At 70.4% G+C, this 13,822-nt stretch carries 9 protein-coding genes; 1 reads left to right on the forward strand and 8 read right to left on the reverse strand.

The window, feature by feature from the left end:
* The first annotated feature begins 34 nt into the window (after positions 1-34).
* Positions 35-2,074 carry a glycoside hydrolase family 31 protein gene (locus tag H293_RS0136105; protein WP_020122682.1) on the forward strand — a complete coding sequence of 680 codons (2,040 nt, stop codon included), beginning with the start codon at positions 35-37 and terminating at the stop codon, positions 2,072-2,074.
* A 57-nt stretch (positions 2,075-2,131) separates the two neighbouring features.
* On the opposite strand, the gene H293_RS0136110 is transcribed toward H293_RS0136105, so the two are convergent.
* The 8 genes from H293_RS0136110 to H293_RS0136145 all read right to left on the reverse strand — a co-directional run bounded on the left by H293_RS0136110 (position 2,132) and on the right by H293_RS0136145 (position 13,789).
* Positions 2,132-2,752: a chorismate mutase gene (locus tag H293_RS0136110; protein WP_020122683.1), complete on the reverse strand. Its 621-nt coding sequence runs from the start codon at positions 2,750-2,752 to the stop codon at positions 2,132-2,134.
* A gap of 35 nt (positions 2,753-2,787) precedes the next feature.
* Positions 2,788-3,498: a glycoside hydrolase family 12 protein gene (locus H293_RS0136115; protein WP_020122684.1), complete on the reverse strand. Its 711-nt coding sequence runs from the start codon at positions 3,496-3,498 to the stop codon at positions 2,788-2,790.
* 38 nt (positions 3,499-3,536) lie between these two features.
* Entirely contained in the window at positions 3,537-5,780 is a 2,244-nt protein-coding gene (locus H293_RS0136120) for a glycosyl hydrolase family 95 catalytic domain-containing protein (RefSeq protein ID WP_020122685.1), read from the reverse strand.
* Positions 5,777-7,759, reverse strand: a complete 1,983-nt coding sequence (locus H293_RS0136125; RefSeq protein ID WP_020122686.1) for a beta-galactosidase — start codon at positions 7,757-7,759, stop codon at positions 5,777-5,779. The genes H293_RS0136120 and H293_RS0136125 overlap by 4 nt, the downstream gene beginning before the upstream one ends.
* On the reverse strand, positions 7,759-9,999 hold the full coding sequence (locus H293_RS0136130; RefSeq protein ID WP_020122687.1) for an endo-1,4-beta-glucanase: 2,241 nt from the start codon (positions 9,997-9,999) through the stop codon (positions 7,759-7,761). The genes H293_RS0136125 and H293_RS0136130 overlap by 1 nt, the downstream gene beginning before the upstream one ends.
* Before the next feature lie 126 nt (positions 10,000-10,125).
* Complete coding sequence (locus tag H293_RS0136135) at positions 10,126-11,052, reverse strand: carbohydrate ABC transporter permease (RefSeq protein WP_020122688.1); 927 nt, start codon at positions 11,050-11,052, stop codon at positions 10,126-10,128.
* The gene (locus tag H293_RS0136140; RefSeq protein ID WP_020122689.1) at positions 11,049-12,101 is read right to left on the reverse strand and encodes an ABC transporter permease; all 1,053 of its coding nucleotides are present in this window, start codon (positions 12,099-12,101) and stop codon (positions 11,049-11,051) included. The genes H293_RS0136135 and H293_RS0136140 overlap by 4 nt, the downstream gene beginning before the upstream one ends.
* The gene (locus H293_RS0136145; protein WP_020122690.1) at positions 12,101-13,789 is read right to left on the reverse strand and encodes an extracellular solute-binding protein; all 1,689 of its coding nucleotides are present in this window, start codon (positions 13,787-13,789) and stop codon (positions 12,101-12,103) included. Before H293_RS0136145 ends, H293_RS0136140 begins: the two co-directional genes overlap by 1 nt.
* Between the last annotated feature and the right edge of the window lie 33 nt (positions 13,790-13,822).

A 13,822-nucleotide genomic window follows, 5' to 3' on the forward strand; every position in this document is an offset into this window, starting at 1 on the left:
CGCCCCTGTCTGCATTCCTTCAGGAGCACCCCTCGTGAATCAGCCTGCCGAAATCCAGCCCAAGGTCAGTCTCGCGCAGTCCTCCCCCACCGTCGGCACGTTCCGGGAGCGGGACGGCGCGCTGGAGTGGAGCGGGCGTCAGGAGACCGTACGCGTCGAGCCGTGGGGACCGGACGCGGTGCGGGTGCGTGCCCGGCTCGGCGGGCCGATCCTGGAGGGACTGCCGGGCGCCCTGCTCGACGAGGCTCCGGCCACCGAGAGCACGGTCAAGATAGGTGACGGGGAAGGGCAGTTGACGGTGGGCGCGCTGACCGTCCACGTCGACGCCGAGGGGCAGCTCCGGTTCCTGCGCACCCAGGACTCCGCCGAGCTCCTCGCGGAGGCGCGCGCCCACTTCTGGTGGCCCGGCTCGCGTCTGTACACCGCGGTCGGCAATGGCCACCACCGCCTGGAGCAGCGCTTCGCCGCCTACGACGACGAGAGGCTGTACGGTCTCGGCCAGCATCAGCACGGCAAGCTGGACCAGAAGGGCCTGGTCCTCGACCTGATCCAGCGCAACGCCGAGGTCGGCATCCCGGTTCTCGCCTCCAGCCGGGGCTACACCCTGCTGTGGAACAACCCGGCGATCGGCCGGGTGGAGCTGGCCCGCAACGGCACGCGCTGGGTGGCCGACTCGGCCCGCCAGATCGACTACTGGATCACCGCGGGCACCCCGGCCGACGGCCAGCGCCGCTACAGCGCGGTGACGGGGCGTACGCCGATGCTGCCGGAGTGGGCGGCGGGCTTCTGGCAGTGCAAGCTGCGCTACCGCACCCAGGACGAACTCCTCTCCGTGGCACGGGAGTACAAGCGGCGCGGGCTGCCGATCTCGGCGATCGTCTGCGACTTCTTCCACTGGACGCATCTCGGTGAGTGGAAGTTCGACCCGGCCGAGTGGCCCGATCCGGCGGCGATGGTCCGGGAACTGGAAGAGCTGGGCATCAAGTTGGTGGTGAGCGTCTGGCCGTCGGTGTCGCCGCTCAGCGAGAACCACGCCCTGATGGAGCAGCGCGGCTGGTTCATCGGCACGCAGTACGGCCCGATGGCGCACGCCGACTGGCCGGACAAGGGGGTCGCCTCGACCGTCCAGGTCGCCTTCTACGACGCCACGAACCCGGAGGCCCGGGAGTTCATGTGGTCGAAGGTCCGCGACAACTACCTCGCCCCGTACGGCATCACGGCCTTCTGGCTGGACGCCTGCGAGCCGGAGCTCAAGCCGGGCTTCCAGGAGAACCTGCGCTACTGGGCGGGTCCCGGTATGGAGGTCGGCAACATGTACCCGGCCGAGAACTCCCGCACCTTCCACGAGGGCCTGAGCGCGGCCGGCGAGGAGGTGATCACCCTCAACCGCTCGGCCTGGGCGGGCAGTCAGCGTTACGGTGCAGCCCTGTGGTCCGGTGACATCGGCACCGACTTCCCGACCCTGCGCGACCAGATCACCGCCGGTCTCAACACCGCGATGTCCGGCATCCCCTGGTGGAACACCGACATCGGCGGCTTCCACGGCGGCGACCCGGACGACCCGGCGTACCGCGAGGTCATGGTCCGCTGGTTCCAGTTCGGGGCGCTGTCCCCGCTGATGCGGCTGCACGGCTTCCGCGACCCGGGCATGCCGCTGGGCCCGGACATGACGGGCGGTCCGAACGAGGTGTGGTCGTACGGCGAGGAGGCCGGCGCGATCATGGAGAAGTACCTGCGGCTGCGCGAGCGGCTGAAGCCGTATGTCCTGAAGGTCATGCGCGAGGCCCATGAGGAGGGTCTGACGCCGATGCGCCCGCTGTTCCTGGAGTTCCCGGACGACCAGGCGGCGTGGACGGTCGACGACGCGTACCTCTTCGGCGGGGACCTCCTGGTCGCCCCGGTCCTCACGGCCGGCGCGACGGCCCGGACGGCCTATCTCCCGGCGGGCGCGGCCTGGACGGACGCGTGGACCGGCCGGACGTACGAGGGCGGTACGACGGTGACCGTGGACGCCCCGCTGGACCGTATCCCGCTGTTCCTGCGGGACGGGGCCAGGCTGCCGGTGGCGGAGTAGCGGCAGCCGGAGCGGCCGGCCCCACGGGGGTGGGCCGGCCGCTTCGTCGTGTGGGGGTCAGCTTCCGCAGACGGAGTGCAAGGCGCGGGCCAGGGCCCGGGTGTGCAGGGCGTCGAGGTGGTCCTCGTGGTGGACCTGGAGGGCGGCCAACGCGAGTTCGGGGCGGCAGGCGAGCGCGCCGCGGTCGTCGGCGGTGGTGGCGAGGGCCTCGACGAGGGCGCTGGTCACCCGGTTGATCTCCTGCCGTACGACACTCAGGTCGGGCTTGGTCGTCGGCGCCTGGTCGGGGTGGTCGGTCCAGCGCTGGAACAGGCCGCGCTGGACGATCTTGTTGGCCTCGATCTGGTCGCGGAAGATCACCCGGATCTCGTCCGGGTCGGCGCCGAGCTGCTGAGCCTGGGCGGCGACGTTGTCGAGGACCTGCTGTTCGCGGGCGGGGTCGTCGATGGGGCTGTCGGTGCCCCACTTGGCGGCGGCGACCAGGTCGGCGGTGGCGAGGCGTTCGGCGGCGAGTTCGACGACGGGATGCAGGGCGGAGAGGGAGGGGGCGGTGGCGTGGGGTGCCGCGGCCGTCCCGGAGACGGGAACCGCGACCGCGGAACCCGTCGCGGTGAGGACGACGGCCGCGGTCGCGGTCACGGTGATCAGGGCACGTCGGAGGGGGGTGGTGGTACGCATGTCCCCATCAAACCCGACGCACCCCCATGGTCAGGTCAACTGCTGCTCACGGTCAGGTTGTTGGTGGTGAAGTTCAGACCGCCGGACGAGCTGGTGATCTCGAAGCCGAACTGCACGTCACCGATGGTCTCGTTGCCGAACCAGCCCTTGGTGTCCTTGATCCACTTCAGGATCGGGAGGACGTCGACCGTGCCCGAGGTCGAGTTCGAGGTGCGTACGAAGGAGAACACCTGGTTCGACCCGTTGGTGCCCTTGTACACGGTCCAGCTGTGGCCGCCGAGCGTCACGTTGCCCTGCGAGCTGCCGAGCGGGCCGACGGCCCCGGTCTTGTTGACCCAGAGCATGATCTCGTACCTGTAGTTGGTGTCCCAGATGTCGTACGACGTGTTGTACGCGCCCGACGAGGGGACCGAGACGTTGTAGTTGCTGGAGAGCGAACCCAGCGAGGTGATCGACTTGTTGACCACCTTCTTGGAGTTCGGGTAGGACTTGATGCCGCCGGTGTTGGGGTGGTCGGCCCAGACGCCCCAGTTGGTGCCGGAGTTGGCCCAGATGCACTGGCTGCCGGCGCCGGAGCCCCAGATGTTGTTGTAGAGGGTGTAGCCGTTCAGGCTCGTGCTGCCCCACTGGTCGCAGGAGTTCCAGACGGCGGCCGAGGCGGGGGCTGAGGCGAGTCCGACGGTGGCGCCGATGGCCATCGCCGGGGCCAGTGCGGCCATGGTGATCTTGCGCAGGGTGCTTGCCATGGTGTCCCTTCCATGGGTGGGGGGAAATGCGGGGGTGGTTACCACGCCTCCAGACGCAGGACGTGGTCTTCTCCGGCGACGAGTTCGAGGGGCTCGGCGCCTGAGGAAGTCCTCAGTTCGACGCGGTGGGTGCGGGTGGGGCGCAGCACCGCGGTCGCTTCGGTGGGGCTCCAGACGAGGTCGAGTTCGGCCCCGAACCTGGTGCGGATGCCCCGTAGTTCACCTCGGGGGCAGCTGGTGGGAACCGCCGGGAGCAGCACCAGCCGGTCCGGTGTCGACTGGACGAGCATCTCGACGAGGACGGCGGGCAGGGTGTGGGCGGCGTCCGCGTTGTAGACGTTCCGGTTCGGGTAGTGCGCGCTCATCAGCGAGGTGTGGAAGAAGTCGCCCCCCAGGACCTGGCCGAGCGCGTGCGCGACCCGTTCGCCGTCGCGCAGCCGGGCCGCGACGAGGGCGTGGTGCAGGTGTCCGTGGGCCGAGTCGTTCTCGGAGCCGCGGAGTTCGAGGGCGCGGTGGGCGGCCCTGGCGAGGTCGGGGGTGTCGTAGGGGGTGATCTCGTCGAGGGGCCAGACGCCGTAGAGGTGACTGAGGTGGCGGTGGTCGTAGGTGTCGTCGAGGCCGGGCCAGGCCCATTCGGCGAGGGCTCCGTCGGCGTTGGTCCGGTGCGGTGGGAGCCGGTCGGCGAGGGCCCGCCAGGCTTCCGCCTTCTCGGGGTGGTAGGCGGCGGCCGTGAGCAGGGCGTGCCGGGCGGCCGAGAGGTCCATGGCCGCGTTGATCGCACCCCAACTGGCGTTCGCGGGGCGGTTCTCGGGTGAGTAGGAGGGGACGACGACGAGATGGCCGTCGGCGTCCGTGCGGGTGAGGAAGTCCTCGTAGAACAGGGCGACCTCGGCGAGGGCGCGGGCGGTGCGGGGGTCCTGTTCGCCGCGGGTCTCGTCATGGTCGACGAGGGGCTTGAGCAGCCAGTCGGCGCCGGCCGTCCACAGGTGCAGCGGGTACTCGCGCTCGAAGTGGTACGTCAGCCCGGACTCGCCGTCGGAGTGCGGCGGGGCCACGACACCCCGGGCGCCGAAGATCTCGCGGGCGTTGTCCTGCCAGTCGGGCAGCTGACGTTCGATGAGGGAGGCAAGAGCGGCCGTGACTTCGGGGAGTGCGGCACACGCGGCCGACGCGGTCTGGAGGTTGACGTTGGCGTCGTTGGTGAACGCTCCCGACCAGGCCGTGTCCCAGTCGCCGGTCCACAGGCCGGTGAGGCGGGGCGGGAAGAGGCCGCTGGCGGAGAGCAGGTGGTAGCGGCCGGCGGCGAAGAGGCGTTCCAGGAGGGCGGGGCTGTCGGGCCGCTCCAGCAACTCCGCGCCAGCAAGGGCGCGTTCGGCGGGGTCGGCGCCGAGGTCGAGGGTGACGCGCTCGTAGGCGGCGCGGTGGAGGGAGGTGTGCCGGTCGAGGAGTCGGGCGTACGCGTCGGAGGCGGACTCGGCCTCGGCCTCGGCCTCGGCCTCGGCCTCGGTGTCAGACTCGGTCTCGGTCTCGGGGACCAGATCGCGCAGGGCCTCGGCGTGCGGTGCCGTGTCCAGTTCGCCGGTGTGGCGTACGACCCGGGTCAGCAGCAGGACCGACTCGGCGCCGGTGACACGGGCGCCGGGCGGGACGAGCGCGGTGCGGCCGCCTGTGGGGACGACCAGGGTGATGCCGGTGTAGCGGCGGTCGCTGTCGGGATAGCGGACGCGGAGGGTGAGCAGGGCCCCGTCGGCGGCGCGGACGATGCTCTGGCCGACCATCAGGCCGTGGGGGGCGCCGGGGAGCCGGTGGTCCAGCGAGACGACCAGGTCCGCCGCCTGGACGTGCTGGACGATGACGTCGTCCGCGCGGGAGACGAAGACCTGGCCGCGCCACTCCTCGCACTCGGTGTGCACGACACCGGTGGTGAAGTCGACGGACCGGCGGTAGCCGGAAGCCGCCGCGCGCGGGCGGCGCAGCCGGATCTGGAAGGCCGGGTGGAAGGGCTGCACCCACTGGAGGGGCCGGCCGTCCGTGAAGCGCTCGGCGGCGTCGAGCTCACCGGCGAGCAACCGGTCCTGGAGTGCCGGGAGTTCGGCGGCCAGGCGGGGCGGGCGGGCGTGTTCGGAGCCGTTGGGGCGGACGAGTGTGTGATGGGTGACGACGACCCGCTCGTCGTTCGGCTCACCGAACACGAGGGCGCCGTGGCGGCCGTTGCCGCTCAGGAAGCCGTCCTCCCAGCGGGTGGCGGGCGCGGGTTCCCAGGTTCCGTGGATCACGTTCATGAGCGCAACACCACCACGTCGTGACGCCCGAGCACGACTTCGTCCCGGAAGGTGGTCCCGGTGAGCAGATCGTGGTGTGTGCCCGGTACCGGGACGGTGACCGCGTCCCGGCCGTGGTTGAGGACGAAGAGCAGGTCGCCCCGGCGTACCGCCTCGACGAGGTCGGGCAGGCCGTCGAGCACCGGGCGCGCCCCTGCGTCGTACGCGATACGGCCGAGGAGGTCGCGCAGGGCGCCCGGTTCGGGGAGCGTCGAGAGGTACCAGGCGCGGCCCCGGCGGAGGACGGCGGGGAGTCCGTCCAGCTCACCGCCCTTGTAGACGGCCTCCGTCGTGGAGTCGTCGGTCTTCTCGATCTCCTCCGACCACAGCGTGCCCCGGAATCCGTCGCAGTCGGCCGTCTCCCCCTCCTCCAGCGGCCACCACTCGTGCAGGGTGCGGATGCCGAACAGGCCGCGGAGCCGGGCGTCCATGCCGCCGTCCCGGACCCGGTCTTCCTGGTCGGCGATGCCGGTGAGGAAGCCGGAGACGAGGGTGCCGCCCTGGCGGACGTAAGCGAGGAGGTTGTCGATGGCCGCGTCGGTGAGGGCGTAGAGCTGGGGGACGACGACCAGTCTGTAGGCGGTGAGGTCGTGGTCGGGGTGGGCGAAGTCGGTGGTGAGGTGGGCCTCCCAGAGGGCGCGGTGCCAGGCCTTGAGCACGTCGGCGTGATCGACCCGGGTGGAGGGGCGACCGTCCTGGGCGCCGGCCCACCAGGCGTGCCAGTCATGGAGGACGGCGATGTCGCTGCGGGAGTGACTGCCGGTCACCTCGCCCGATATCCGGGCCAGTTCGGCACCGATCCGCTTGACCTCCTGGTACGTCCGCCCCTCCTCCCCCGCGTGGCTGACCATCCCGGAGTGGAACTTCTCCGCGCCCTGCCGGGACTGGCGCCACTGGAAGAAGCAGACGGCGTCGGCCCCGCGGGCGACGGCTTGGAGGGACCAGAGGCGGTTGAGGCCACGGGGCTTGGGGTGGTTCACACCCCGCCAGTTGACCGGCCCCGCGGCCTGCTCCATGAGCATCCAGGGGCCGCGGGCCTGCGAGCGGGTCATGTCCTGGACGAGGGCTCCCTGTTGGGCCCCCAGGGGATCGCGCGGGTCGGGGTAGAGGTCGACGGAGACGACGTCCTCCTCCTCAGCCCAGCGCCAGGCGTCCTGCCCGACCCACAGCGGCATGAAGTTGCTGGTCACGGGGATGTGCGGGGTGGCCCGGCGCACGATGTCCCGCTCGGCGACGTAGCACTCCAGAAGCATGTCGGAGGTGAACCGCTTGAAGTCCAGCACCTGGGTGGGGTTCTTCATGTAGTGGGCCTGGCGGGGTGTGTGGATCTCCGCCCAGTCGCCGTAGCCCTGGCTCCAGAAGGCGGTGCCCCAGGCGGAGTTCAGGGCGTCGAGAGAGCCGTAGCGGTCCTTGAGCCAGGTGCGGAAGCGGGCGGCGGCCTCGTCGCTCCAGTCGTAGGTGCAGTACTCGTTGTTGATGTGCCACAGGGTGAGGGCCGGGTGGCCGCCGTAGCGGGCGGCGAGGTCCTCGGTGATGGCGGCGGCGTAGCGGCGGTAGGTGGCGCTGGAGTGCGAGAAGTGCTGGCGCCCGCCCCAGTACTCGGTGCGGCCGTCCTCGGTGACGGGCAGGGTGTCGGGGTGGAGGTGGCCCATCCACGGCGGCGGCGAGGAGGTCGGGGTGGCGAGGACGACTCCGATGCCGTTGTCGTGCAGGAGGTCCATCAGCCGGTCCAGCCAGCCGAAGTCCCGCTCGCCCGGCCGGGGTTCGAGCTTCGCCCAGGAGAAGACACCGAGGGTGACGGAGTTGACGCCGGCGGCCTTCATCAGCCGGACGTCCTCGTGCCGGGTCTCCTCGGGCCACTGCTCGGGGTTGTAGTCGCCGCCGTAGAGGATGCGGCCGCGGGTGGCGTCGCCCAGCGACGGGCTCTTGTCGACGGCCATCAGACGGGCTCCCCGTACTGGATGCCCCGGCCGTTGGTGGCGATGTAGACGCGGCCGTACACCCGCGGGTCGGCGGCGATGGTCGCGCCGATCCAGCCCCACTGGTGCCGGTCGTCGTTGACGCGCACCCAGGTCTTCGCGCCGTCGTCGGAGCGGTACACGCCGGTGATGGTCTCCGTGGCGCCGACCATGTAGATCGCCGGGTGGGCGGAACCGGGGGCGGCCCTGCCGAAGGCGAGGGTGTGCGAGGCCCAGCAGCTGGTGAGCTTGGCGAAGGTCGCTCCGCCGTCGGTGGACCGGTACAGGCCGTTCGTCTTGGTGCTCAGCCACAGGTCGCCGGAGCGCCCCGGGGCCGCGGCCAGCTGGAACTGGCTGTCGCCGGAGGGCAGCCCGCTCGCCCGCCCGCTGAAGGTACTGCCGCCGTCCGTGCTGGCGAACAGGGTGCCGGTGTCGGTGTCGTACGCGTAGAAGCGCGTCGGGTCGGCCGGGTCGGCGAGCGGGGTGGCGCCCTTGGGGTAGCCGGCGACCTCGGACCAGGTCGCCCCGTTGTCCGTGGAGCGCTGGGCGGGGTACCTGGTGCCGTCCCAGTGCACGAAGGTCCACAGCAGCACACTGCCGTCGCTGTTGGTGGCGATCGGCCCGGGCGCGTCCTTGGCGAGGGCGGGCTGGGCCGCGAAGGGCGCCCAGGACTTGCCGCCGTCGTGGGAGAAGGCGCCGTTTCCGTGGTCGCCGAAGCCCGTGCGGACCACGTACGACGGTCTGGCCGCGGCCTGCGCCAGTCCCGTCGCCGACCCGAACACGGGGTTCGAGGCCATGCCGCGCGAAGGCGAGGCGGTCAGCCGCTCGTGGTACATCACGCCGACGTCCCCGAGACCGCTGAGCAGGTGCGCCTGCCCGGTCGGCGGCGAGATCAGCAGGCGTACGGCGGTCTCCTCCAGGCCGCGGATCTGCGGCGCCCAGTGCTTGAGGTCCCGGGTGCCGTAGAGGGCGGCGCCGGTGCCGTACACGATGTGCTTGGAGTCGTGCGGGTCGACGGCGAGGGCCTGGATCCACCAGCCGAACTTGGGCTCGTCGGCGCCGAAGGTGAGGAACGGGATCTCGGACACGTCGAGGACCGCGGAGTCCTTCAGGGACGTCCAGGTGCGGCCGCCGTTGGTGGTCCGGTACAGGGTGTCGACGGCCGCCCAGCGGTTGTTGGTGGAGACGACGACCGTGCCGGGGCGGCGGGCGTCCACGGCGACGCCGCCGTAGCCGAAGGTGTCGGCGGAGCCTCCCCCACTCTCGGCTTCGCTCGAGCGGGCGGTGCCCCCAGCCGTCGTCCCGCCCGGCTTCACCGGCGTGATGTCCGACCACGTGCCGCTCGTCGTGGCCAGCTTGTGCACACTGCCGTCGGACTGCCCGTTGGGTCCGGGCGCGTTGGCGTAGGTGACGTACAGCTCGCGGGTGTGGCAGTCGTACGCGGCCCGGATCGGCACCTTGGCGGAGGTCCCGGAGGGCTGTGCGGGGACGGCTTCCCAGGTGGTGCCGTCGGAGGTGCGGTACAGGTTGGCCGTAGTGCCGTCGGAGTCGCCCCAGCCGGCGTACAGGGTGCGTCCGGCGGCGACGAGGAGGGTGACGCCCTGGCCGGTGCTGGTGGGAGCCCCGGGGAAGCCGGTCGCGGCGGCCCACGTGGCGCCCCGGTCGGTGGACTTGAGCAGCCCGTCATGTCTGGTCCCGAGCCACAGGGTGTCGCTGTCCCGGGGGTCGACGAGCAGCCGCTCCCCGGTCCCCCGCCCGTCCTCGTTCCCCCCGAGCTGCACGGAGAGGTCGGTCCTGGCCCAGGTGGCGCCGCGGTTCTCGGACCGCAGCACGGCCCCGTTGCCGGCCCAGGACTGTGCGTAGGTGCCGAGCGCGAGGTAGACCCGGTCGGGGTGGGCGGGGTCGACGGCCATGGCCTCGACACCGAGGAGGTTCCAGTCGTCCCAGCCGAGGTCGTCGTTGAGCGGTGTCCAGCGGGCGCTCCGCTCGTCCCACCGGTAAGCCCCGCCGATGTCGGTACGGGCGTAGGCGAGCCCCCGTACGGAGGGGTGGAAGTGAACTCCGGTGACGAACCCGGTACCTCCGATGACGGCGGTGCGCCAACGGTAGGCGGGGGTGGTGGCGGCTTCAGCACGCCCTTGGAACGTCGGAACAACGGTGACCGCCGCGGCGGCCGCAGCACCACCAAGAACAGCACGACGGCTAGGCCCGGACGTGTGCATGACACATACCTCGCTGATCGAGAAAGGGGGGAGACACCTACCTGGGGGCGCGAGGAACTGCGCGCCCAACGACCAACAACCCGCGGCCGCCGTCCGACAGAACCACCCCTGCGGGATGGCGAGCGGTCAGCCCTTCACCGCACCCGTCAACATGCCCTTCTTGAAATGCCGCTGGACGAACGGAGAAGCGACCGCCACCGGAATCAACGCCAGCACCATCACGGCCATCTGCAGTCCCAGCGCCGACAACTGCCCTGTCCGCACCGCCTGCTGCAAGCCCGTGGGGGCCGAGGTGTGCTTCTGCACCAGTTGGATGAGCACGTTCTGCAACGGCATCATGTCCTGGTCGCTCAGATAGATCGACGCGTTGAACCAGGCGCTCCAGTAACCCACCGCGTAGAACAGGGAGATGACGGCCAGCACGGCCCGGGACAGCGGCATGATGATGGTCAGCAGGATCCGCAGGTCACCGGCCCCGTCGATGCGCGCCGACTCGGTGAGTTCGGGCGAGATCCCCATGAAGAAGGCCCGCAGCACCAGGATGTTGAAGACGCTGACCGCGCTCGGCAGGATCAGCGACAGATACGTGTCCGTCAGTCCCAGCGACTGCACCAGCAGGTATGTGGGAATCAGGCCGGCTCCGAAGAACATCGTCGCCATCATGGTGATCAGGAAGAACCGGTGTCCCAGACTCCCTGGCCGGGACAGACCGTAGGCCGCCAGCACCGACACGGCCATCGAGAACAGCGTGCCGACGAGCGTGACCCCGACCGAGACCATGATGGCCCGGCTGACCTGGCCGCCGCTGAGCAGTTCGGTGTAGTTGACGAAGGTGATGCCCTGCGGGATCACGACCAGGCCACCGACCCGGTCGATCACCGGCTTCGGGGAGAGGCTGGTGACGATCACGATCCACAGGGGACCGAGCACTCCCAGGCAGCACAGGAGGAGAAGGCCGCCCTTCGCGGTGAGTCCCGCCTTGTGGGGCTCCTCCTCCCACGCGGGCCGCGCGGGAGCCTTGAGACTGCGGACGAGCTGCGTGTTCAGACTCACTTGTGGTACACCCCCTGCTCGCCGAGCAGGTGCGCGAACTTGTTCGCACCCAGGACGAGACACACTCCAATGGCTCCCTTGACCAGGCCGACCGCGGCCGCGTAGCTGAAGTCGCCGTTCTGGATGCCCATGTTCCACACGTAGGTGTCCAGGACCTCGCTGGCCCCGACCCCGACCGCGTCCCGCTGGAGCAGGAACTGCTCGAAGCCGACGCTCAGCGCGTCACCGACCCTGAGCACCAGAAGCAGGGCGATCACCGGGCGCAGCGCGGGCAGCGTCACGTGCCACATGCGGCGCCAGCGCCCGGCGCCGTCCATGGCGGCGGCCTCGTACAGGTCCGTGCTCACGGCGGCCAGCGCGGCGAGGAAGACGATGATCCCCCAGCCGGCGTCCTTCCACACGGCCTGCGCGGTGACCAGGTACTTGAACAGGCCCGCGTTGGTCATCAGGTCGAAGCCGGACCAGCCGTGGTCCTCCAGGGTCTGGGCGATGATGCCCGCGCCGCCGAGGATCTGCTGGAACACGGTGACGACCAGGACCCACGAGAAGAAGTGCGGCAGGTACATGATGGCCTGCGCCACGGCGCGCACCCGCGGCCGGATCACGCTGTTGATGAGCAGCGCGAGGGCGATGGGGATCGGGAAGAACAGCACCAGTTGGAGCACGAACAGCACGAGGGTGTTCTTCGCGGCGCCCCAGAACAGCGGATCGTCGAACATCCGCGAGAACTGCTCGACGCCGACCCAAGGGCTGTGGAAGATCGCGGTGACGCCGTTGCTGGAGACGTACGGGTCGTACTCCTGGAAGGCGACGACGTTGCCCAGCAGCGGGACGTAGTTGAAGACCAGGAGCAGGAGGATGACGGGCAGCGTCATCAGGATCAGCGTGCGGTCGCGGCGCAGCCGGACCATGAAGGGAACCTTGCCTGCCTTGGCCGCCTTGGGCGGCACCCGCTCCTTCGTCACCGCGGCGGCGACCGCGGCCGTCGGCTCCTCTACGGCCGCGGGGGGACGAGTCCCGTCGGGCCTGCTCCCGGCCGTGAGAGACATCAGTTGCCGCTGCCGTTCTTGTCGATGAGCTCCTTGTACCAGTCGCGCAGCTTGTCGCCGCCGGAGGACTTCCAGGTGGAGATGGCGGCCTGCACGTCGGACAGCTTCTTGTGGCCCCGCACGTAGTCGATCTCCAGCTGCTCGAACTGGCTGGAGAGGTTGGCCCAGCGGGTCGGCTCGACGATGTTCATGCCGAACGTGGACGTCTTCTTCATGAAGGCGCCCATCCGCTGCTGCCACTCGACCTGCTTGCGGGCGACCTCGGGGAAGTCGGGGTGGGCGTAGTAGGCGGCCGGCGCGGCCAGCATGACCCAGGCGTTGAGCACCTCGGAGTTGCCGAGGTCGTTCTTGACCGGGACGCCGTTCTTGACGGTGTAGTGGGTGCCCTCGACGCCGTAGTCGACGAGCATGCGCTCCTTGGTGCCGTAGGGCGCGGCCGAGAAGTCGGCGGCGGCCAGCGCGTTCTCGATCGTCGTCTTCGAGGCGCCCTTGCGGATCAGCGACCAGATGGTGGCGGGTGAGGAGGCGTACAGCTTCGGGTTGCCGCCGTCGGCGCCGAAGAGGTCGATGGCGTCGATCTGGAGGGAGGGGTTGGACTGGGCCTGTTCGGAGACCTTCCCGTACCAGTCGGCGATGTTGGTGTTCCAGACCAGGATCTGCCCGGCGGTGAACCGCTGGCCGGCGTCGCCCGTGCGCGCCTTGTCGTCGGGGTGGACCACGCCCGCGTCGAACAGCTTGCGGACCCACTCCAGGGCTTCGAGGTACTCGGGCTGCTCGATGCGGTACGTCAGCTTGCCGTCGGACCCGGTGTCCCAGCCGATCGGCCCGGAGCCGCGGACACCGAAGAAGCTCCACGCCGACCAGGTCATGTCACCGCAGGCCCACACCTTGGCCTTGGCGCTGGTGGCCTCCTTGGCCCAGCTCATGAACTCGTCGGCCGACTTCGGTACCGCGTAGCCCTTCTTGTCGAAGACGTCCTTGCGGTACAGAGGTGCGATCCAGTTCGCGGTGGCGGCGGGCATCGGGATGCCGCGCAGGGCACCGCCGAAGATGCCCATGCGCCAGGCGTCGGAGGGGATGGCGGCCAGGTTCGGGTACTTCTTGACCTTGTCGCCCGCGAGGTAGGGGCCGAGGTCCATGAACTTGGCGGTGACCGCGTTCGCGATCTTGCCGACGAGTTCCCAGCTGGGCACGACCACCATGTCGGGTATGGAGCTGGAGGCGAGGACGGCCCCGAGCTTCTGGCCGTAGGTGTTGCCGTCCTGGTTCTGCCAGGTGATCTTGGTGCCCGCGGCGGCGTCGAGCGCCGTGTAGTAGGCGCAGCCGGCCTTCGGCGGGGAGCCCCAGAACGGGGACATGATCTTGAAGGGGGCGCCGGTGCCGAGCTTGTCCGGGACCGAGGCCTTCAGGGCCGCGAGGTCGACCTTGCCGGTGTAGCCGGCGGCCGAGCCGTTCTTGGACGGCAGATCCGGGTTCGCGACCGTGCTGGCGACGAACGTCGGGAGCAGCTTGTCCGCGGCCTTGCCCGAGGTGGCCCCTTCGCGCTCGCCGCTGTCCGAACCGCCACAGGCGGCAAGCAGCGGCATCCCGCCCGCCACCGCTGCGGTGGCGACCGCGGTGGAGGCGAGGAAGCTTCTCCGGCTGGGCCCGGAAGGACCGGAGGAGGGGGCAGCGGCATTCGGCGTCATTGCGTCAACCCTTCATGGCGCACCAGGACACCC

Source organism: Streptomyces canus 299MFChir4.1, from assembly GCF_000383615.1.
GTDB classification, from domain to species: Bacteria; Actinomycetota; Actinomycetes; order Streptomycetales; family Streptomycetaceae; genus Streptomyces; species Streptomyces canus_C.

What these genes read in the sequence shown, in the direction of transcription:
- H293_RS0136110 (WP_020122683.1), bottom strand. Translation starts at nt 2,752, where the DNA reads ATGCGTACCACCACCCCCCTCCGACGTGCCCTGATCACCGTGACCGCG.
- H293_RS0136115 (WP_020122684.1), bottom strand. Translation starts at nt 3,498, where the DNA reads ATGGCAAGCACCCTGCGCAAGATCACCATGGCCGCACTGGCCCCGGCG.
- H293_RS0136120 (WP_020122685.1), bottom strand. Translation starts at nt 5,780, where the DNA reads ATGAACGTGATCCACGGAACCTGGGAACCCGCGCCCGCCACCCGCTGG.
- H293_RS0136125 (WP_020122686.1), bottom strand. Translation starts at nt 7,759, where the DNA reads ATGGCCGTCGACAAGAGCCCGTCGCTGGGCGACGCCACCCGCGGCCGC.
- H293_RS0136130 (WP_020122687.1), bottom strand. Translation starts at nt 9,999, where the DNA reads ATGCACACGTCCGGGCCTAGCCGTCGTGCTGTTCTTGGTGGTGCTGCG.
- H293_RS0136140 (WP_020122689.1), bottom strand. Translation starts at nt 12,101, where the DNA reads ATGTCTCTCACGGCCGGGAGCAGGCCCGACGGGACTCGTCCCCCCGCG.
- H293_RS0136145 (WP_020122690.1), bottom strand. Translation starts at nt 13,789, where the DNA reads ATGACGCCGAATGCCGCTGCCCCCTCCTCCGGTCCTTCCGGGCCCAGC.